The sequence below is a fragment of the Paraburkholderia dipogonis genome, assembly GCF_042680985.1.
GTDB classification, from domain to species: Bacteria; Pseudomonadota; Gammaproteobacteria; order Burkholderiales; family Burkholderiaceae; genus Paraburkholderia; species Paraburkholderia phytofirmans.
The window spans coordinates 93,693-114,325 of the sequence record NZ_JBHUFR010000001.1 but is presented as its reverse complement, the minus strand read 5'-3'; the positions used below and the strand labels follow the sequence as shown (position 1 = coordinate 114,325).

The window sequence follows — 20,633 nt, the reverse complement described above, 5'->3', positions numbered from 1 at the left end:
GGACGCGCGCGCCGTCAGGCGCCATTGCACGCGGAAAAATGTCGCGTGAGAAAATAGCCGCTTCCCCAAGCCAACGATCCCAAGGACCGACATGCCCCCCTCTTCTCCGATCCGTGCGATCGTCACCGGCCACACACGCGGTCTGGGCGCGGCGCTCGCCGAACAACTTCTGGCTCGCGATATCGCCGTGCTGGGATTGTCGCGCTCGCGGCATGCCACGCTCAAAGCACGCTTCCCGGCGCTGCTCGAAGAAATCGAACTGGAACTCGCCGACACCACCCGCGTCGCACAATGGATCGCGAGCGATGCGCTGCGTGAATTCGTCAGCGGCGCGCAAACGGTTCTGCTGATCAACAACGCCGGCATGGTGCAGCCCATTGGACCGATTGAAGGACAAGACGCGGCATCCATCGCAACCGCCGTGAGCCTCAATGTCGCCACGCCCTTGATGCTGGCCAGCGCGCTCGCTGCCGCCGCCGTCGACGCAAGCGACCGGCGCATCGTGCATATTTCCAGCGGCGCGGCACGTAACGCGTATCCCGGCTGGAGCGTCTATTGCGCGACGAAGGCCGCGCTCGACCACCACGCACGCGCCGTCGCGCTCGATGCGAATCGGGCGTTGCGCATCTGCAGTCTGGCGCCGGGTGTGATCGATACGAACATGCAGGCGGAGATTCGCGGCAGCGGCGTCGAACAGTTCCCCATGCGCGAACGATTCGAAGAACTCAAGCGCAACGGCCAACTGTCGACGCCTGAACAAAGTGCGACCCAGTTGCTCGAATACGCCTTGAGCGATGCATTCGGCCAAACGCCGGTCGCGGACATTCGCGAGATCGCAAAGCCGGCGTAATGCGCCGATAGCGAAGCAGCAACGGGGCGCATCGAGCGCTCCCGAAAACTCTCACCTTTCGCCTGATTCTCCACAAATCTACACGCCAGGCGCGACCATCACGCCGCGCTCGGCCGCCCCGAGTTCGCCGTGCGGCACGAACACGTAGCCGCGTCCCCATACCGTTTGCACATAGCGCGGCTCGGAAGGATCGATCTCGATCAGCCGACGCAGCCGCCAGATCGACACGTCCAGACTGCGCCCTTGATGCAGGACGCTATTGCCGCGCAGTTTCTCGTTGAGCTGCACGCGCGTGAGCACGGTCATCGCGTGGTTGACGAAGATTTTTAGCAACGCGAATTCGGAGCTGCGCAACGCGAAGTGCTCGTTGTCGCGGCGCAATTCGCGCGCGGAGAAGTTCAGTTCGCAGCGTCCGAAGCGATAAGGCGGTCGCGTCTCGGGCGCGCCTGGCGCGAGCGTGCCGCGCCGTCGCAGCAGGACGCGAATGCGCGCGAGCAGTTCGGCCGGGTCGGCGGGCTTGCTCATGAAATCGTCCGCGCCGAGTTCGAGACCGATCACGCGGTCAATCGCTTTGTTGCTTGCCGATAGCAGAATCACGGGCACGTCGTTGCCGCTCATGCGCAAGTCGCGCAGGACAGCGAGGCCGTCGCCGTGCGGCGCCGAGATGTCGAGCACCAGCAACGAAGGCCGCTCCCTCTCGATCACGTGCTTGAGCGCGGCGGCAGGCGGACGTGCCGACACGCCGCAGCCCTGCCCGCGCAATGATTCGCCCACCACGGCAGTCAAGCCGGCGTCGGCACCCACGAAAAGAATATGCTGACTCATCCAACTGATTCCAGGAGACGATCGTTTTTCAGAGACAGGCATCTGGCAGGCGGATATAGCCGATCCGCGCACCCTGTCGTCCGCGTCGCCATCTTCCCTGCATGCGGGTGTTCTCAAAACGCGGAACAGCCCCCAAGGTTGCCAATTTCTTCCCAACTCTTTCAACACGAAACGTGATATGAGCCGGCGCGTGTGACGCACCATATTATTTTTTGGGTCGGCTCCTGAAAAACCTCACCTTTGGCACGGAGCGCGTGGGGTTCGAGACGAGGTGCGCGTCGGATTGCTCCCGAAAACCCTCACCTTTCGAGCTTGGGGGCAGGCCGCAAAGGCATGCTGGGCGTGGTTCGACTACTCCAAAACGGGCAACTCCCGCAAACCCTCACCTTTAGAACCGGTGGAGTAATTTGCATACCCAGGTAAGCAGCGGTGCGCGTGCGGGCGTTTGCACGTGATGGAGAAGATGCGGGATTGATGCGAGAGATGCGCGGCGTGATCGATCAATGCCGGCCATTGCAGCGAGCGTCGCATGAACACGCACAAGGTCCCGAATATCCTCACCTTTGAGCTGGCAGAGTCATGCGGAAGCATCGTCTCGATCACTGCGCCGGGCGGTTAATTGGCGTTTTTCACGTGTTTCGACAGCCACGGTGACCGCGAACCAGGCTTAAACACCATCTCGACGCGAGGCTCCCGAAAACTCTCACCTTTGCGCTCGCCTGAAGCGAAAGAAGCGCTCAGCTCGCCAGTTTGCGGAACGTTTCCAGCACCGCGTCGCCCTTGAACGGCTTGACGATCCAGCCTTTCACGCCGGCCGCCTTGCCGCGCTCCTTCATTGCCGGGCTGCTCTCGGTCGTCAGCATGATGACGTTGACGGTCTTGTTCGCGAGCTCGCCGCGAATCTTCTCGACCATCGTCAGGCCGTCCATATTCGGCATGTTGACGTCGCTGATCACCAGCTTGATGCCGGGGCTGGCCTTCAGCTTGGCGAGGCCATCCTTGCCGTCCACGGCCGTGTCGACGTCCAGACCGTTCTTCTTCAGAAAGCCGGCCACTTCGTCGCGCACCGTGCTCGAATCATCCACCACCAGAATTTTCGACATGTTTTTTCCTATGACAACACTCAGAACAGATCCAGTTCGCCTGCCTCGACCATTGCGCCGACGTCGTCCGCGACTTCCTTGAAGTCCTCCGGCGACCAGCTGAGGCTGAACACAAAACGTTGATGCAACTTGACCGCGCGGTTCGTCTGCGGGTCCTTCAACCAGTACGTGAAGCACAGTTGCGGATTGCCGCTGCCGAACGAGATGTACTTGTGCTTGTGATTCACCAGCAGCGGCACCTGCACCTGGCTGCGCGCCCAGGCGTCCGCGTCGCCGACATAGCGGTTCTTGAAGGAACCCCAGATCAGATTCGTTACTTCGCCGAGCACGCTGTTCAGATCGCGGAAATCCGCTTCGCCGTGCCGCGCGCTGCCGATCATCTGATAACGATCGAGCAGTTCGAGGATCGGCGTCTCTTCGGCCTGCATCATCATGTAGCCGCGGCACCATGCGCTTTCCAGCGGAATCAGGCTGAACACCTCGCCGAAGATGATGCGGTCGCGCACGATATACGGCGTGTCGCACGTGATGGTCAGGTCCTTGAACACATCGCCGAGAATCGCCTGTGTCATGTCGGCGATGCCGCGCACCAGTGCGTTCGGATAGTCCAGGCTGAAGATGTAGTCGTCGATCACCTGGCGCAGCGGCGCCATATCGTGCGCGACGTACGCGGCGCAGACCACGCGCCGCAAACTCTCCGGCAAGCCATCCATGCCGGGATCGTTATCGCGGCGCATGATGATCGGCAGCTCGGGGCGCACCGCGTTGATCCTGATCGCGATCTCGGCGCTCGCTTCCGGCGAGCCGCCATAACGCTCGGCAAACAGCACCGCGCCCAGATCGATGTTCGAGCGCAGCACCGATTGCAGACGGTTCTTGCCGACTTTCACGCCGACCAGATTGTTCTCGTCACAAAAGCGCTTGAGCGCTTCTTTGTGCGACGGGCAGTCGTCCAGCACCAGCACTTTGCTGACCGGCTTGTTCATGTTCATGTCGCGTTCCTGCTCACAACGGCTAATCATTTCACGGTCAGAACAACTCCAGCTCGCCGCTGGTTTCTTCGACAGCACTGGTGTCGGCGACGAAGTCGAGCGGCGCATCCGCGCACACGCACACCGTCGCGGCCAGCCGCACGCTGCCGCCGAGCGTGATCGAATACGACGACAGCAAAGCCGGCTTCAATTCATGCAGATGCGGCAGGCAACGCGCGTTCAACACATAAGGCGTCGACATGCCGAGGTCGGGGAAATAGCGCAGCAACTCCTGATTCATCGCTCCGCAACACAGATTACAGATTTCCAGAAAGGCTTCCTGGAAATTGCGTTCTTCAGTGGCGTCTTTCAGGTAGTAGTTGCGCGTGCTGTCGTCTTCGTCGAAATGAAGGATCAGCAGCAATCTGAACACGATCGACGAGATGGTCAGTACGACCACTTGCGTGTCTTTGGATACGCCGACGCTGGCGTCGGCTATCGGCGCGATCTCGCACAGATCGCCCGAATCCAGCGGCAAGCGCGCCTGCGCCGCCTTAAGAAAAATGCGCTCGAAGCTGTCTTTCGCGTGGGCCGAGATCACACCGCCACCTCGTGCAGCTTCGAATGAAACTGGTGGGCCAGTGATTCGACGCTAGCGAGCGATGCCGCGATCATCTTGCCGCCCGCCTGAATGTCCTGAAACGTGGACGTCGTGGTCAGGTCGTTGCGATGCAAGCTGTCGCGATAGCTCTTCGACAACTCTTCGGAACGCGCGGCGAGGGCGCGCACTTCGCTGGCCACCACCGCGAAGCCGCGACCGGCCGGTCCCGCACGCGCGGCTTCGATCGACGCGTTCAGCGACACGATCACCACGTGCCGCACGATCGAGGACAGCTCCTGATTCTTCGCGTGCATGTCGTGGTTTTGCGTCATCAGCGAAATCATCTGTTCGTGCCAGCGCTCGAACGTCGCGCCGAGGCTCTTCAGACGCTCGGCTTCGGCGGCGATCTGCCGCGCGTGATGCGCCAATTGGTCTTTATCTTCGCTCGCCGCTTTCAGTGCGGCGCGCAGTTCGTCGGCGTCGCTTTGTTGCCGCGCGAGTTCCTCGTGCAACTGCGTGGTCAAAGCGTGCAGTTCTTGCTCCGCCTCGTCTCGCTCGCGCATGGCTGCGGCGTGATCGGCCCGCTCGGCTTCGAACCTGGAGATGCTGGCTTGCGCTTCGGCGCGCAGTCGTGCCGTCAGCTTCGCGCTGTACAGCCTGTGCGCGGCAAATGCAAACAGCGCGGTCACCGCGCTGCCTGCTGCCGCCGCCAATACATACTGTTGAATCACAACCGTTCCCTTCGAATTCCGTCGCGACGTACGCCGGTGCGGCGCTCAGTCCGCCATCGCGTCGAGTTGCAGTGTGCCGGCTTCGCCACGCGCTTCCACGCCGAGTGTGTCGACGGCAACGCTGTCCGGCAGGCAGACAATCGTCTGGAACTGACGGAACGCCGCGCCTTTGCGATCGTCGGTGAAGCGCAGTTCTATGCTGCCGTTCGCGCGCTTGAGGAAATCGCGCACGGCGTCCATGCCGACTCCACGGCCCGACAGTTCCGTGACCGTTTCCGCGGTCGAAAAGCCCGGCCGGAAAATGAAATCGGCGATGGCTTCGTCGCTCAGCGTGTCGTCGTGGCCGATCCAGCCGCGCTCCATGGCGATGCCGCGAATGCGTTCGAGTGCGAGGCCGCGGCCGTCGTCGCTCAGCGTGATCTGCAATGCGCCCTTGTCCACGCCGACTTCGATATCGATCGTGCCGGCCGGCGCTTTGCCGTGGGCGCTGCGCGCCTCGGCGGTTTCAATCCCGTGATCCATCGAATTGCGCAGCAAATGCATGAACACGTTGTTCAGCGTGCCGCCCGCCTGGCCTCGCAGACGGTAACCGTTGTCGTCGATACGCACGTTGGGCGCGGGCTTGCCCAACTCGCTCGCGAGCGACGGCAGCGAGTCCAGCACACCGGAAAGTGCATCGCGCACGCTTTCGCTGCCCAGTGCGCGCAGCGTGCGGCGCAGCGCATCGCGCATCGACTGAAGTTCGTGCAATTCGCCGGCGTTGGTTTGCTCCAGCATGCTCAGGGTGTGCTGGATATGTTCCGTCGCGACCATCACGTAGTGAGCGGAGTTGGCGGCGTTGTTCGTCTGATTCTTGTTCTTGCGGCCAAGGCTCTGTTCGTTGATCTTCGCGTAGCTCTCGATAGCTTCGCGCACGCGCGTCAGTTCGCTCATCAGATGCTCCTGATCCCACGAGCGATCCGCGTCCGGTTGGCGCAACTCGTGATAGCTCTGCTCGGTTTCGTGCACGACGTTGGTCAGATGCTGGAGGTTGTAGGTCCGCGCATTGCCCTTGATGGTGTGCATGTTGCGGAACAGCTCGGCAATCGCCGCGTGATCGGCCTCCGAATGCTTGCGGATGATCCGCTCGTTCTCACTGACAAAGCCCGCCGAGCTTTCGATGAAATGGTGAAACTTCTCCTCGCTGACCGCGAGAATCTCGCCGATCATGTCGAGTCGGCGACGCTGTTCGCTGGCTTCCGCAGCGAGCTTGCGCAATTCGGTGACGTCGCGCACGCATAGCATCAGGCGTTGGATCACGTCGTTTTCATCGGTAATCGCCGACCAGCTCAGGTCGAGGATCTTGACGCGGCCGTCCGGCATGCGTTTGGAAATTTCGCCGACCAGCAGATGCTGATTGAACGCGAAGTTGATGCAGTCTTCACCCAGACACGCATGCGTGGCCGCATCGACTTGCGAGAGCGCGTCTGAACCGAGATCGGTATCCGCGAACACCAGATCCATCAAACCGCGCCCGGCGATATCCTTCGTTTCGAAGATGTCTTCCAGATACGCCGAGTACTCCGCGTGGATCACGGCGCCGTCGATCACCGTCAGAATGCCTTGCTGCATGTTCTGCAACATCGCCTGAATGTCGGCGGTTTTCTGCTTGAGCTGCGCCGAGCTTTCCTGAATCTTCTCGATCATGCCGTTGAAGGCGACGATCGAATGGCCGATCTCGTCGAGCCGCCCCACCGGCACGCGCCGCGTGAAGTCCTGACTCGAAGCGATCTCGCTCATCATGGCCTGCATGCGGCTGAGCGGGCGCGTGATCTGACGATACAGCAGCGAGCCGATGGATGTCAGCAGAATGATCGCGATGCCCGTGACGGCGGCGATGGCCGTGGTCGTAGTCGAGAGCGTGGTGTTCAGCGCGCTGATCGCCTCGTCTTTCTCGCGGTTCTTCTCGACGCGCAAAGTCTCGACGATCCCTTCGAGTTCGTCGCGATACTGCGCGACGTTGGCGAACAGATAAGCCTGCGCGAGTTCGTTCTTGCCGTCGGCCTTCATTTTGGCCGTCTCGGCGATCGCGGAGAAATAGTTCTCGAGGCTGTCGTTGGCCTGCGCGACGAGACCCTTCTGGGCGTGGCTCGCGGCATCTTTCGCTTGCAAGGCGAGCGCCTGTTGAAGCGAGGCGCGCTTCTTCTTCAGTTCGTCCTGCGCCTGGGCGACCATGTTGGCGTCGGGCGCGTAGACCAGCGTCATCGTGGCAAGTTGCACGTCCTTGACTTGCGAGACGAGGTCGGCGGAAGCGAGCGCGCTGGGCACGACGCCTTCCGTTACCTTGCGCACCTCGGCGGCGCTGCCGCGTGTCTGGTAGACGGCGTAGCCGCCAATCGCCGATAAGGCGACGAACATCAAAACAACCAATAGCGTGATGCGATGACGAATAGTCATGTGAACCCCCCGGGGTCTGGCCTTCGCGTCAGCCCTCGTTGGGAGCAGCGCGTTTTATGCAAAATTTGGTCTGACTTGCAGCGCTGCGGAGTATTGCGCAGGCATGTTACTAAGCGATGACTGAAGACTTTTTCGAAGCACATTCAGCGCTCTAAATTAATCGCTAAAGTTTTCGAAGAACACGCCGTTATTTACGGCTCTTTTGTTTTTTCGTCTTGTCACCATTTCAACAAACTGCGCGACCAGACTGAAGCTCCATCGACATCGTGGAGCCCAATGATGAATGTCAGCGTTCGCAGCTATTTGTCCCCGACACTCGTCCTGCTTGCTTTCGATTGGCCCGAAGGCGGCACGCGCGAAGACTTTCTCGGTTTCGCCATCAAACGGACGCCGGGTTTTCTCTCCGTAGATGGAAAAGAACGTGAAGCCAGCAGTTGGCTGCCGAACCGGTTGACCTTTAAAGGCGCGGTGCCGGACACGCAGAAAGACGCGCCGACGAACGAAGCGCCCATTCAAAAATTCATGTGGTGGGATGCGCGGATCGATGAAGCGGATCGGGAGAAGTCGTTCACTTATCTCGTCTATCCCGTGGTCGGCACGCCGCAGGCGCCGCAATTGCTCGACGCGCAAAAAGGCGAATGCAAGCTGACTTTGCCCGCGCATAGGGAAGCGAACATCGGCTCGTGGTTCAACCGCGCCGTGGTCAGTTCGCAGGCGTTCGCGCGTAAAGTCGCGGCGCTGCATCTGGCGCCGAACGCTGCGCCGCCGCCGGAGCAGGCATTGCGCCTGCGTACATGGCTTGCAAACGACTTGCAGGAAGTTTTCGCGCTGACGCTCGATCATGCGCATCGCGCGGCGTCGGCGGTGTACCACCTGACCGATCCGCTGTGGGCGATTCCCGCCTTCGAGGCGTTCGGCAAGAAGCAGGGCAAAGCGTCGCTCGCGATTGTTTACGACTCGCACGAAGTCTCGCAGAAGGGCAAGCCGCCCGCGCCGTCGCCGAATCAACCCGCCGTCGATCAGCTCGCCGATGTCGCCACGTTCGCGCCGCGCGACAAGACGCACATCATGCACGACAAGTTCATCGTGGTGGACAACGGCAACGGCGAGGCGTCGCCGGCGCGGGTACTGACGGGTTCGGCCAACTTCACCACCGAAGGCATCACGGAGCAGGCCAACGTGCTTCATCTATTCGATTCGCCGGAATTGGCCGCGCTGTACAGCGAACGCGCCAAGGCGCTCGCCGGCAACCCGACCATTGCCGCCACAGCGAAGCTCACGCCGGGCTGGTCCGAGCCGATTCAGATCGGTAGCGCGAAAGTGCGGGTCTGCTTTTCACCGGAAGCGAAGGACTCGCGTTTGCAAATAGACACCATTGTCGACGCCATCGACAACGCGAAACACTCCGTGCTGTTCTGCCTCTTCATGCCGACCGACGCGCCGCTGCGTGACGCCTGTTTCGCGGCCGGCGACAAAGGCCGGATGATGTTCGGCCTGGTCAATCACATCAGCCCGAAGTCGGCGGAAACCGAGGAAGAGGCGGAGAAAAACGGGCAAATCGTCTCGACCACCGCGCTCGCCAACATGGAGTTGTATCACCGCGGCCGCGATAAGCGCGACGTGATCGACGCAGAGTATTTTTCACCGGCCACAGTGCCGGCAGGCTTCGACCCTGAGTTGCGGCTTTTTCCGGGCGAACATGCGCCGAGCTATGCGCCGGTCATCATTCACCACAAATTTCTCGTCATCGATGCGGAAGGTCCGAATCCGATCGTCTACACAGGCTCAGCAAATATGAGCAACAACTCGGAACATTTCAACGACGAGAACTTGCTGGAGATCCGCGACCGCCGCATCGCCGGCACGTATCTCGCGGAATTTTTGCGGCTCTATGAGCACTACCGTGCGCGTGCGTTGGCGATACGGCAGAAGAACGACGGCACGCATCAGCGTTTGATGCTGGCGCCGGATGGATCGTGGGCAAAGAAGTATTTCGTTGCGGACAGTCCGGAAGACAAAGCGCGGGTTGCGCTCGCGCACGGCGGCGATTGAACCGCGTTCGGGCGAACGTCAGGCGGTCGAGGCGCGCGTCAGCGAATCGGCGGAAGATGCTTCGACGCCTCGCGCAAGGTGAGCGGCGAGATGAGGTCTCGGGAAGCCGATAGAAAATCGCTCACCGCCTCTGGCGCATGTCGCGCGTAGTCTCGCAGTGCCCAGCCGATCGCCTTGCGGATAAAGAAATCGCTTTCCGCGGCCAGCGAACGCGCGTAGCCGAACAGGCGACCTTCGTCCGTGTGCGCGCGCCAGCCGAGTTGATGAATCATCGCGATACGCCGCACCCACATGGATTCGTGCAAAAGCGCCGCATCCATTGCGGCCTGAGCGTGCGCTTGCGGCGTCTGAACTCGCGCCGCTTTCAGCACGTCGCCGACCACTGCGGCGAGCGGGTCGATCGTATCCCACCACGAAGCGTGCTGAGCGATTGTCTGCAAATGCGCGATATCGGTGACGGCAAGCGTCTTCCAGTTGCGCGCCAGCAGATCGGTCGCGACGTACTGGTATTCGCGCGCCGGCATCGTCCATAAGCGATTGGCGCATGCCAGCAAGTGTTCGGCATTCTGCACCGGCAGCCGTTTGAAAACCGGCGTGACGGCCTGCCGCCGCAGCGGCGTCGGCACACCGATAAAGTCGAACTGATCACGCATATAGGCGCGCATGGCGAGCGCGCGTTCTGCATTGGCATGCGGGACGAGCGCCGCCTTGATTTCCCGGGCGAGGGCGTGGGGCGTCATTGAGGAAAGCGCTCCACGTGAACTTCGCCACGTCGGCCGAAATAGTGCACCTGACGTCCCGCGATCCACACGAAATAGCCGACACATCCCGCCGCCAGCGTTCGGCGCACGAACTCGGCGTATTTGACCGCGCCGCTTTGCGCGCCGCGCACGGCCTGGTTGACGCCGTCGGCATCGAACGTATTCGCGATGGCGACGTCCGGCAGCGGCAACGCGATCACATGCGTCTCGCCGCCGGACGCGTAATACGTATGCTCGCCGCGACGATAATCGGTGAAATACGACTCGATGCCGGCCTCACCGAGCGCGCGCACCACGGAGCCGAAGTCGATCGTGCCGTCGTGCGAGCGTTGCGCGCAGTCTTCGGCAACGCGGCGGCTTGCTTCATCGAGCTTGGCGGCCATGGTGATCTCCAGCAGAGTTGAGCATTTTGAGCGATGGAAACAGAGATGATCCGTCAATCGAATACTAGTTTCCTAGGAAATCAATGTCAAGCTGGCGGACAAATCTCGGCTCGATGAGGACCCCGCCCTCCGCTCCCGAATTCCCTCACCTTTGTACGTAAAGTGCGCACACAGGTAGTGATATTTTCACCTCGCCGGCTCCCGAACCTTCTCACCTGTCCGCTTTCAGCCCTGCTGCCAACCGCCGCCCAACACCTTGTACAAAGTCACGAGATTCGCTTGCCGCGACAGCGTATCCGTTGCAAGCTGCTGCTGCGCGGTGTAGAGCGTGCGCTGCGCATCGAGGAACGTGAGAAAACTATCGGTGCCCGCTTTGTAACGCGCTTCGGCCAACGTGTAGTACCGCTGCGAGGATTCCACGTATTCGCGATCCGCCTGCACCTGATCGACATAAGTGGCGCGCGCCGTCAGCGCATTCGAAACTTCCTTGAACGCCGTCTGGATCGTGCTTTCATAGTCGGCGACCTCGATCTGCTTCTCGATCTTCGCGACATCGAGCGATGCCTTGTTGCTGCCGTAATCGAAGATCGGCACTGACACGCTCGGCGCAAATGCCCACGCGCCCGTGCCGGCCTTAAATAGACTTGAGAGCGTCGAACTCGACGTGCCGGCCGTCGCGGTCAATTCGATCTTCGGAAAAAACGCGGCGCGCGCGGCGCCGATGTTCGCATTCGCCGCTTTTAACGCGTGCTCCGCCTGCACGATGTCCGGACGACGGGTGAGCAGCAGCGACGGCACACCCGCACCGATGTCGGCGAACATCGACTCGTCGTCGAATGAGCGGGCAGGCGGCAGGTCATCGGGAATCGGCGCGCCGAGCACAGCGATCAGGTTGTTGCGATCCTGCGCGACAGCGCGACGGTAAGACGCGAGACTCGCCTTCGCGCTGGCCAACGAGTTCTCGGCTTGTTGCACGTCGAGCAGAGACGAATTGCCCACCTCCTGGACGCGCTTCGTCACGTCGTAGGTCGACTGATCCGCCTTGACCGTATCTTCGGTCAACTGCAGCAGGCGTTCATCGGACAGCAAGGTCAGATAGTCGGTCGCCACCGTCGCGATCAGACTGAGCTGCGTGCTTTGCCGCGATGCATCCGTTGCAAGATAGTTTTCCAGCGCCTGACGCTTCAGGCTCCGCAGGCGTCCAAAGAAATCGATTTCCCACGACGTCGTGCCGACGTTGAGGTCGCTGGCACTGCTCGTCACGCCTTGGGTCCGCTCACGAGTCAGGCTGCCGCTCGCGCTGATCGACGGCGCGAGCGCGGCGCGTGTGATGCGGTATTGGGCCTCATATTCGGCGACGTTCAACGCCGCCACACGCAAGTCGCGGTTGTTCGCCAGCGCGATTTCGATCAATCGCTGCAGGCGTTCGTCGCGAAAGAAACTGCGCCATACGGTATCCACGGCAAGCGGCGGTGCGGCGGCGGTAGCGCTCTTTGCAGCCGCGGCCGTGCTCGTGCTCGTGCTTTCGTACGCATCGCCTTGTGGATACGCCACCGCCACAGGCGCCGCCGGGCGTTCATAGTGCGGATCGAGTGTGCAGCCCGCGAGCACGGCGAGCGCAAACGCCACTGCACCGGCACCGAGTTTGAGTCTTATCATTCAACACCTTCCTGTTGCTTGGGATCGCCGTGTTCGCCGAACAGGCGTCGCACGACGACGAAGAACACCGGCACGAAGAAAATCGCGAGGAACGTGGCGGCGATCATGCCGCCCATCACACCGGTGCCGATCGCGTGACGGCTCGCCGAACCGGCGCCGCTGCTGATCACGAGCGGCAAGACGCCGAATATGAACGCGAGCGACGTCATCAGAATCGGCCGCAGCCGCAGCCTGGCGGCTTCGACGATGGCCTCGATCAGTCCACAGCCCTGCGCTTGCAGATCCTTGGCGAACTCGACAATCAGGATCGCGTTCTTGGTAGACAGACCAATGGTCGCGAGCAGGCCGACCTTGAAGTAGATGTCGTCGGAGAGCCCGCGGATATGCGCGCCCAGCACCGCGCCGAGCACGCCGAGCGGCACCACCAGAATCACCGCGATCGGAATGGACCAGCTTTCGTACAGTCCTGCGAGACAGAGGAACACGACAATCAACGAGATCGCGTACAGATAGATCGCCTGAGAGCCGGCGATGCGCTCCTGGTACGATTGTCCAGTCCAGTCGATGCCGTAGCCCGCGGGCAGTTTCTTGACGAGTGCGTCGACGGCGTCCATTGCCTGGCCGGTGCTGGTGTTCGCGCCGGTTTGCGCGGTGATTTCCATCGCGAGCGTGCGGTTGAAGCGCTCGATCTGCGGCGGCCCAAAGGTCCATTTGCCGGTGGCGAAGGCGGAGAAGGGCACCATCTCGCCGTCGTAGCCGCTGGTGGTCGTGCTGCTGCTCGTGCTGCTCGTGCTGCTTGTTGTATTCGCCGTACTCGTGCTCGTCGAAGCGGTGCTCGACCGCACGTACCATCGGCCGATATCGGACGGCATCATCCGGTACGGCGCGTCGGCTTGCACATAGACCTTTTGAATCCGCCCCGTATCGACATAGTTGTTCACATACGACGAGCCGAACGCGGTCTGCAACGTGTCGTTCACATCGGCAATGGAAAGCCCGAGCGCGCTCGCCTTCTCACGGTCGATATCGACATGGAACTGCGGCGTGTCGTCGAGACCGCCGGGGCGCATGCCCGACAGCGCGCTGTCTTTGGCTGCGAGCGCGAGCAGTTGCTGGCGCGCAGCCATCAGCTTGTCGTGGCCCTGGCCCGCGCGATCCTCCAGTTCGAAGTCGAGGCCGCTTTGTGTGCCGAGTTCCTGAATGGCCGGCGGATTGAGCGCGAAAATCTGTGCGTCGCGCGTGGCCGCGAAGTGCATGTTGGCGTGCTGGATCAGCGCCGCCGCCGAGCCGTCTTTGCCGCGCCGCGTGCTCCAGTCCTTGAGCTTGACGAAGGTCAACGCGTTGTTCTGTCCGGAGCCGTTGAAACTGAAACCCGTCAGCGCGATGATCTTGTCGACCTGCGGAAGCCCGAGATAATAGGCTTCGACTTTTTTCACGGTCTCCAGCGTCTGTGCGGCCGGTGTGCCGACGGGCGCTGAAATCGATGTGATGATGATCCCCTGATCCTCGTCCGGCAGGTACGACGACGGCAGCTTCGTGAAGAGCAACGCCACCACGCCCGCGATCAATACGTAGATCACCATGTAGCGCATCGGCTTGCCGATCACGCGCGAGACCGCCGAGTCGTAGCGATCGGTGCCGCGCGCAAGCACGCGGTTGAACCAGCCGAACACGCCACGCTTCGCCTGATGCTCGACATCCGCGCGCCGCAGCAAGGTTGCGCAGAGCGCCGGCGTGAGTGTCAGCGCGAGGAACACCGAGAGAAGCATTGCCGCGACGATCGTCACCGAGAACTGCCGGTAGATCGCGCCGGTCGAGCCCGAGAAGAACGCCATCGGAATGAACACGGCGATCAGCACCGTCGTGATACCGACCAGCGCGCCGGTGATCTGCTTCATCGCCTTGCGCGTGGCTTCGACGGGCGACAGTCCTTCTTCGGCGATCAACCGCTCGACGTTTTCAACGACCACAATGGCGTCGTCCACCAGGAGGCCGATCGCCAGCACGAGCCCGAACATCGACAGCACGTTGATCGAAAAGCCGACCGCCGACATCACCGCGAACGTACCGAGCAAAGCGACCGGTACGACAATGGTCGGAATCAGCGTCGCGCGCAGGTTTTGCAGAAACACGTACATCACGACGAACACCAGCATCACCGCTTCGACCAGTGTCTTCACCACTTCTTCGATCGAGATCTTCACGAACGGCGTGGTGTCGTACGGATAATCGACCACCACGTTGCGCGGCAACTGCCCGCTCATTTCGTCGAGCTTCGCGCGCACGGCCTTCGCCACGCTCATGGCATTCGCACCGCTCGCGAGCTTGACCGCGAGCGATGCGGCCGGCTTGCCGTTCAGGCGCGAGTCCGTGCTGTAGTCGTCGCCGCCCACCTCGACGCGCGCGACGTCCTTGAGCACGACCTTCGAGCCGTCGCTATTCACACGCAACAGAATCGCGCCGAACTGCGCGGGCGTGGTGAGCAGGCTCGACGCGGAAATCGTCGCGTTGATGGCTTGCGTTTTCGTGGACGGCGAACCGCCAATCTGGCCCACCGAGAGTTGCACGTTCTGATTCGTGATCGCGGTGGTCACGTCGGCGGTGGTCAGTCCGACCGCCTGCAACTTCACCGGGTCGAGCCAGATGCGCATGGCGTGTTGCGCGCCGAACAGCGTAACGTCGCCCACGCCGTCGATCTGCGTGAGCGGGTCCTCGATCTGCGTCGCGATGATATTGCCGAGATCGATGGAATTCATGCTGCCGTCCGCCGACGACAACGACACGATCATCAGGAACGCGTTGGCCGCTTTCGCGACCTGCACGCCTTGCTCCTGAACCGTCTCCGGCAGCGACGAGCTGGCCTGCTCGACCTTGTTCTGCACCTGCACCTGAGCGATGTCCGCGTTGGTGCCCTGCTGAAATGTCAGCGTGATACGCGCTTGTCCCGACGAGCTGCTGGTGGACGACATGTAGAGGAGATGGTCGATGCCGCTCAGTTTCTGCTCGATCACCTGCGTGACGGTAGTCGCGATCGTTTCCGCCGAAGCGCCAGGATATGTCGCGGTGATCTGCACGGAGACCGGCGCCACGCTCGGATACTGTTCGACCGGAAGCGTCCCGATGGAAGCGCCGCCAATCATCATGATGACGATGGCGATGACCCACGCGAGAATCGGTCGGTTGATAAAAAATCCTGCCATGAGAATCTCGCTTTAACTATGTGCTGCCGACGTGTTGTCCGCGCTGGTGGGCGCGCCCGATGCACCCGATGCGGCCGCCGTAGCGGGACTTTCGACCGGCTTGACGAGCGCACCGGCGCGCGCCTTCTGCGAGCCCGCGACGATCACGCGATCGCCCGCCTTGAGGCCGCTCGTGACGAGCCAGTCCCCGCCTGATGCGGTGTCGGCGGTCACGGCGGTTTGCGCGACCTTGTTGTCGGCGCCGACAGTGAGCACGCTGGCCGAACCGTCCGACGCACGCGAAACCGCGAGTTGCGGCACCGTGATCGCTTGCTGATTCACGCCTTCTTCGAGTCGCGCGCGCACGAACATGCCGGGCAACAACACGCCGTCCGGATTGGGAAATACGCAGCGCAAGGTCACCGAACCGGTGGTGGCGTCGACGGTGATATCGGAGAACAGCAGCTTGCCGGGTAGCGCATAAATGCTGCCGTCTTCCATCACCAGATGAACGACCGCGCCGTCGGTACCCGACTGCTGCAATTGCCCGCTCGCGAATTCCTTCTGCAAGCGCAGCCAATCCGCCGAAGATCGCGTGACGTCGAGATACATTTCCGCGGTTGCTTGCACGGTTGCGAGCGCGGTGGTCTGTTCGGCGGTCACGAGCGCGCCTTCGGTCACGCTCGATTTGCCGATGCGGCCCGCGATCGGCGCCACCACCTTCGTGTAGCCGAGGTTGATCGCCGCGGTCTTCAACGCGGCGCGATCGGCGACCACGTCGGCTTTTGCTTCGTCCAATGCGGCGACGGCGTCGTCGTAGTCCTGACGGCTCACGCCCTGGATCTTCGAGAGCTCGGCGTAGCGCGCGGCCTTGGTCTGCGCGGCGCTGGCCGTCGCCACGGCTTTGGCCAGCGTGCCGACCGCCTGGTCGTAGGCGGCTTGATAACTGGACGCGTCGATCTGATACAGCACGGCGCCGGCCGCGACTTGCGAGCCCTCGGTGAACAGGCGCTTCCTGACGATGCCCTCAACCTGCGGCCTGACTTCCGCGACGCGAATCGCCGAAATCCGCCCGGACAATTCTGTGCTCGACACGACGGTATGCGGCGCGATCGTTTCTACGCTGACTTCGGGAACCGACTGCATCGGCCCGTGAGACGCCTGTTCGCCGCAACCCGATAACATGAACGTGGCAGCGGCGACGGCTGCGGCAAGAAGCGTGAATGCGGGCGCGCGCCGCGACCGTTCGACCGCGATGGAAAGAGTGGGCATGCTGTGAGCATCCTTCGACTGGATTCGACCAAGGGCCGTCCGGCATGCGCCGTTCGCTCGCGAAAGAGCCCACGCAGCGCCGCGCCGGCGGCAAGATGGGGCTCAGCATAGAGAGCAGCGTCTTACGGTGGCTTAGACAGGGATTACGGCGTGTAACGCAGTGAGGAGTAATCGCGTGAAGAGGCTTGAAGGGACGCACCAGTTCGCGCCGGCCACTCGAACTGGCGCCGCTGCCGTAATAAACTGTAAGCGCGGTTAAGAACCCGAAACCGCCGGCGCCGCGCGATTCGATATATTTCGACGAGTGACAGGCGCGCGCAAACGCCGTCAGTCAAATGTCCTCATCGATCAGGGCCCAGCCATGTCAGACACGCCCATCCAGGTTTTACTGGTCGACGACGACGCCGACCTTCGCGACCTGCTCCGCACCTTCTTCCAGCAGCGCGGCATCGAGATGTCGGTACTGCACGACGCCAATCATCTGGCTCGCCGGCTCGAACGCGAGCGGCCGTCCATCATCGTGCTCGATCTGATGATGCCGGGCATCGACGGACTCAGCGCGCTCAAGCAATTGCGCGCCAACGGCGACACGATTCCCGTGATCATGCTGACCGCGCGCGCCGACGGCGTGGATCGCGTGGTCGGTCTCGAACTCGGCGCCGACGACTATCTCGGCAAGCCGTTCATGCCGCAGGAATTGCTCGCACGCATTCATGCCGTGCTGCGCCGGCATGCGCAACCGGCGCCCGCCGCTGCGGCGCCGGTCGAGAAGCGCGAGGCGTTGCGCTTCGGCCGCTTCCGACTCGATTTCGCGAGCCGTACGTTGTTTCGCGACGACGAGCCGCTCAAGCTGACCGGTAGTGAATACGCGTTGCTTGAAGTGCTCGCCTTGCATCCAATGGAAACGCTGTCGCGCTCGAAACTCGTCGATCTGCTGCACGGTCCGTATTCGGACGTGACCGAACGCGGTATCGACGTGCCGGTGTGGCGCCTGCGTCGTCTGCTCGAAGAGGATCCGGCCAATCCGCGCCTGATTCAGACCATACGCGGCACCGGCTACATGTTCGTGCCTGGCGGCAGTGACGATGACCAATCCCTTTAACACACTGTTTGGCCGGCTCTCGTTGATGACGGTGAGCCTGATCGTGCTAGTGCACATCACCGCTCTACTGCTGGTGGACCGTGAGCGCGGGCAGATCGATACGGGGCACGCGCGGCAGGCGCTGCTTCTGGCGGTGCAGGCCGAACACGACGGCGCGCTGGCCGCTTCGCACGTCGCGGCGATACTCGGCGTGTCGTATGTCAAGGCGGGCGATGTGATCGCTGCGGGCTGTCCCGCGCCATGTGAGAACACGTCGGGTCCATTTGAACGCGACCTGCGCGCGAAGTTGCCGCCCGGCAGCCAGGTGGTGGCCGACGCCGATGACGGCACGGTGTGGGTGCACTACGCCGGCTACCCGGACTGGCTCAAACTGCAAAATTCGATGCTCCCGGCACGGCGCTTTCTCGGCGCATCGGCAACGATGCTGGTGCTCGCCGTGATCATCGCGTTGGTTGGCGCCTGGCATTTGCAGCGGCCATTGCGTCGGCTCGCGCTTGCGGCGCGCGAATTCCGCATCGACCATCGCGCGCCGGTCGTCGAGGCGAGCGGTCCGCGCGAGTTGAAGGAATTGATAGGCGACTTCAATCAGATGGTGCATGAGCTCGCGCAGGCCGGCCAGGAACGCGCGGTGATGCTCGCGGGCGTGGCGCACGATCTGCGCGCGCCGATTACGCGCATGCAGGTGCGCGCGGACCTGCTGCCCGACGAAGCGAACCGTCGCGGCTTTTTGCGCGATGCGGAGTCGTTGTCGCGCATCGTCACGCAGTTTCTGGATTTTGCGCGCGAAACCGCGGACTCCTCGCCGCGCACCAATGTCGACGCGCATTGCCGCCGTCATTACGGCGACAGTCTCGCCGACGATGCACTCGTGCGTCTGAATCTGCACGCCGGCGAGGGCTTCGAGCTACCGCTCGTCGACCTCGACCGGATTCTGACTAACCTGATCGAGAACGCGCTCACCTATGGCGAACCGCCGGTGGAAATCTCGACGTCACGACATGACGGCCGCTTTACGCTCGAGGTGCGCGATCACGGCGGCGGCATTCCCAGCGGTCAGCTCGACCGCGCGCTGCAGCCCTTCGTGCGACTCGACGAAGCACGCAGCGGCGATGCGCATTGTGGCTTGGGCCTCGCGATCGTTCGGCGTCTGGTGCGCTATAACAGCGGCGCTTTTCACGCGGATAATGCGGCCGGCGGCGGCTTCGTGGTGTCGATGACGTTTCCGGCGTAGTTGCTTGCGCAATTGCGTCGATGAGCTGTTCGTACGATTGCCGCGCGTGAACTCACGCGCGGCGTGTATCGGTCAGGCTTGAGCGGCGTTGCCGGGAGCGACGATCGCGCCATGAGGCCCATCTCCCCCACCGGGGCCGCCGCCGGGACTACCGTGCCCCGGACCGCCGCCGCCCCAACCCGGCGGCGGTCCCCACCAGCATCCGCTCAAAGTTGCGCTCAAGGCGGCCAGCGTCGCGATTGCCAATAACTTCTTCATGCTTTCTCCCTTCGACGAGTCTATGGTCACGTCACGTCGTCGTCCGTGTTTGGAGTGGCGGCGTTGCGTGTCATGCGCAACTTATCAACCCGCGAAAGATCATGTTTTACGAAGCCGTTACAAGCTCGGTGGTGAATAGCGCCTGCCGCGAAAGGTGTGAGCGAGCGTGTCCCCCGACGGCGCGAGCGACGCGGCTTTTTGCAGCGTTGCGCGGCCGAGCTGATGCGTTCACGCTTTGTTTGCATATGGAAGAGGATGTAAGCAGATGAGCAGCATCGGCACTGCGTAGATGCCTTCGAGGTGAGGTGCTTGAGTGCTTGGTGCTTCACCGTTGGCGCTATGAATCGAACTCCCTGGAAATCCTCACCTTATCTTCGGTGCGAATTCAGCGCGACGATGACTCACCTCCTGGAATCGCTCACCTTTGCCGGGTTTTCTCCTGGAACGGCTCACCTTGACGTCTTTTGTTTGTGATTGAGGTGCGGCTCTCGCTCCTGGGACTGCTCACCTGTCTGCAAGTTTGAGCAGTTTGTCTCCTGGAAATCTTCACCGTTGAACGTCATGAAGTGATCTCCTGGAATTCCTCACCATTCACCGTGCGGCGCTATCTCCTGGAATTCCTCACCATCCTGGAACGGCTCACCTCAACGAGCGACCAACACCAGCAAAGACTTGTCGATACCTGATGACATTTCGCGATTTTTCGGCCACCCGCAAAACATTCGTAACCGGCCTTTCTCAATGCCGCGATGACCGGAGACCGGCCACAGGCCTCCCTCCGTCCCATTGTTCGGTTTGTAGCAACTGTGATTTCACGCTATCGGCATAGAAAAAAGATAGGCGCCATCTAAACTGCGTCTTGTCAGCAGCGCGCATCTCACCAGATTCGCGATGCTCCTAAAAAAATCGCATTGGAGGTTCATCATGAAAAGCAAACTTCTTGCAGCGTTGCTCGTCGCAGCTACCACCGCTTTCGCTGCTCCCGCATTTGCTAGCGGCTACGGTCCGGCACCTTCGTATCGTCCGTCGGTTGGCGCCCCGGCTTCGCAGCGCGGCCAAAGCGCGCAAACCGTCGCGGCAGAACGCAACGACGCAGTCGGTTCAGTCAATAGTGCGTACGGTGGCGTCGTGACGTCGTCCTCGGAATCCGGCAGCCGTCAACCGGACCAGTCTTTTGCCCGCGTGTACGCAGGTCACTAATCTGAAGGTCGTGTGCGTA

The 20,633-nt window shown here is 61.9% G+C and carries 17 protein-coding genes; 5 read left to right on the top strand and 12 right to left on the bottom strand.

The window, feature by feature from the left end; translation table 11 throughout:
• Positions 1-91 precede the first annotated feature (91 nt).
• Positions 92-850: an SDR family oxidoreductase gene (locus ACFSNN_RS00435; protein ID WP_134461572.1), complete on the top strand. Its 759-nt coding sequence runs from the start codon at positions 92-94 to the stop codon at positions 848-850.
• 78 nt (positions 851-928) lie between these two features.
• On the opposite strand, the gene ACFSNN_RS00430 is transcribed toward ACFSNN_RS00435, so the two are convergent.
• The 6 genes from ACFSNN_RS00430 to ACFSNN_RS00405 form a co-directional block, all read right to left on the bottom strand.
• Positions 929-1,675 (bottom strand): response regulator, encoded by a 747-nt coding sequence (locus ACFSNN_RS00430; RefSeq protein WP_134461569.1) that lies wholly within the window; start codon positions 1,673-1,675, stop codon positions 929-931.
• A gap of 737 nt (positions 1,676-2,412) precedes the next feature.
• On the bottom strand, positions 2,413-2,778 hold the full coding sequence (locus tag ACFSNN_RS00425) for a response regulator (RefSeq protein ID WP_007178665.1): 366 nt from the start codon (positions 2,776-2,778) through the stop codon (positions 2,413-2,415).
• A gap of 20 nt (positions 2,779-2,798) precedes the next feature.
• On the bottom strand, positions 2,799-3,770 hold the full coding sequence (locus ACFSNN_RS00420; protein WP_134461566.1) for a chemotaxis protein CheX: 972 nt from the start codon (positions 3,768-3,770) through the stop codon (positions 2,799-2,801).
• 37 nt (positions 3,771-3,807) lie between these two features.
• A complete protein-coding gene (locus tag ACFSNN_RS00415) occupies positions 3,808-4,350 on the bottom strand; it encodes a hypothetical protein (RefSeq protein ID WP_134461564.1) in 543 nt (180 codons plus the stop codon).
• Positions 4,347-5,081, bottom strand: a complete 735-nt coding sequence (locus ACFSNN_RS00410) for a methyl-accepting chemotaxis protein (protein WP_134461561.1) — start codon at positions 5,079-5,081, stop codon at positions 4,347-4,349. The genes ACFSNN_RS00415 and ACFSNN_RS00410 overlap by 4 nt, the downstream gene beginning before the upstream one ends.
• A 45-nt stretch (positions 5,082-5,126) precedes the next feature.
• Entirely contained in the window at positions 5,127-7,517 is a 2,391-nt protein-coding gene (locus ACFSNN_RS00405) for an ATP-binding protein (RefSeq protein ID WP_134461558.1), read from the bottom strand.
• A gap of 279 nt (positions 7,518-7,796) precedes the next feature.
• Here ACFSNN_RS00405 and ACFSNN_RS00400 point away from each other — a divergent pair, with 279 nt between their 5' ends.
• The gene (locus tag ACFSNN_RS00400) at positions 7,797-9,569 is read left to right on the top strand and encodes a phospholipase D-like domain-containing protein (protein ID WP_134465526.1); all 1,773 of its coding nucleotides are present in this window, start codon (positions 7,797-7,799) and stop codon (positions 9,567-9,569) included.
• A 38-nt stretch (positions 9,570-9,607) separates the two neighbouring features.
• On the opposite strand, the gene ACFSNN_RS00395 is transcribed toward ACFSNN_RS00400, so the two are convergent.
• From ACFSNN_RS00395 to ACFSNN_RS00375, 5 genes are all read right to left on the bottom strand, one after another.
• A complete protein-coding gene (locus tag ACFSNN_RS00395; RefSeq protein WP_134461555.1) occupies positions 9,608-10,309 on the bottom strand; it encodes a DNA alkylation repair protein in 702 nt (233 codons plus the stop codon).
• Positions 10,306-10,713 (bottom strand): DUF1398 domain-containing protein, encoded by a 408-nt coding sequence (locus ACFSNN_RS00390; protein WP_134461553.1) that lies wholly within the window; start codon positions 10,711-10,713, stop codon positions 10,306-10,308. Before ACFSNN_RS00390 ends, ACFSNN_RS00395 begins: the two co-directional genes overlap by 4 nt.
• 225 nt (positions 10,714-10,938) lie before the next feature.
• Positions 10,939-12,372, bottom strand: a complete 1,434-nt coding sequence (locus ACFSNN_RS00385; RefSeq protein ID WP_134461550.1) for an efflux transporter outer membrane subunit — start codon at positions 12,370-12,372, stop codon at positions 10,939-10,941.
• A complete protein-coding gene (locus tag ACFSNN_RS00380; protein WP_134461547.1) occupies positions 12,369-15,572 on the bottom strand; it encodes an efflux RND transporter permease subunit in 3,204 nt (1,067 codons plus the stop codon). Before ACFSNN_RS00380 ends, ACFSNN_RS00385 begins: the two co-directional genes overlap by 4 nt.
• 12 nt (positions 15,573-15,584) lie before the next feature.
• Positions 15,585-16,823 carry an efflux RND transporter periplasmic adaptor subunit gene (locus ACFSNN_RS00375; RefSeq protein WP_134461544.1) on the bottom strand — a complete coding sequence of 413 codons (1,239 nt, stop codon included), beginning with the start codon at positions 16,821-16,823 and terminating at the stop codon, positions 15,585-15,587.
• Positions 16,824-17,184: 361 nt separating this feature from the next.
• Here ACFSNN_RS00375 and ACFSNN_RS00370 point away from each other — a divergent pair, with 361 nt between their 5' ends.
• A complete protein-coding gene (locus ACFSNN_RS00370; RefSeq protein WP_134461541.1) occupies positions 17,185-17,925 on the top strand; it encodes a response regulator in 741 nt (246 codons plus the stop codon).
• Positions 17,909-19,156, top strand: a complete 1,248-nt coding sequence (locus ACFSNN_RS00365; RefSeq protein ID WP_134461538.1) for an ATP-binding protein — start codon at positions 17,909-17,911, stop codon at positions 19,154-19,156. Before ACFSNN_RS00370 ends, ACFSNN_RS00365 begins: the two co-directional genes overlap by 17 nt.
• Before the next feature lie 72 nt (positions 19,157-19,228).
• On the opposite strand, the gene ACFSNN_RS00360 is transcribed toward ACFSNN_RS00365, so the two are convergent.
• Positions 19,229-19,414 (bottom strand): hypothetical protein, encoded by a 186-nt coding sequence (locus ACFSNN_RS00360; protein WP_134461535.1) that lies wholly within the window; start codon positions 19,412-19,414, stop codon positions 19,229-19,231.
• 924 nt (positions 19,415-20,338) lie between these two features.
• Between ACFSNN_RS00360 and ACFSNN_RS00355 the strand changes: the two genes are divergently transcribed.
• Complete coding sequence (locus ACFSNN_RS00355) at positions 20,339-20,614, top strand: hypothetical protein (RefSeq protein ID WP_134461532.1); 276 nt, start codon at positions 20,339-20,341, stop codon at positions 20,612-20,614.
• Positions 20,615-20,633: the final 19 nt, after the last annotated feature.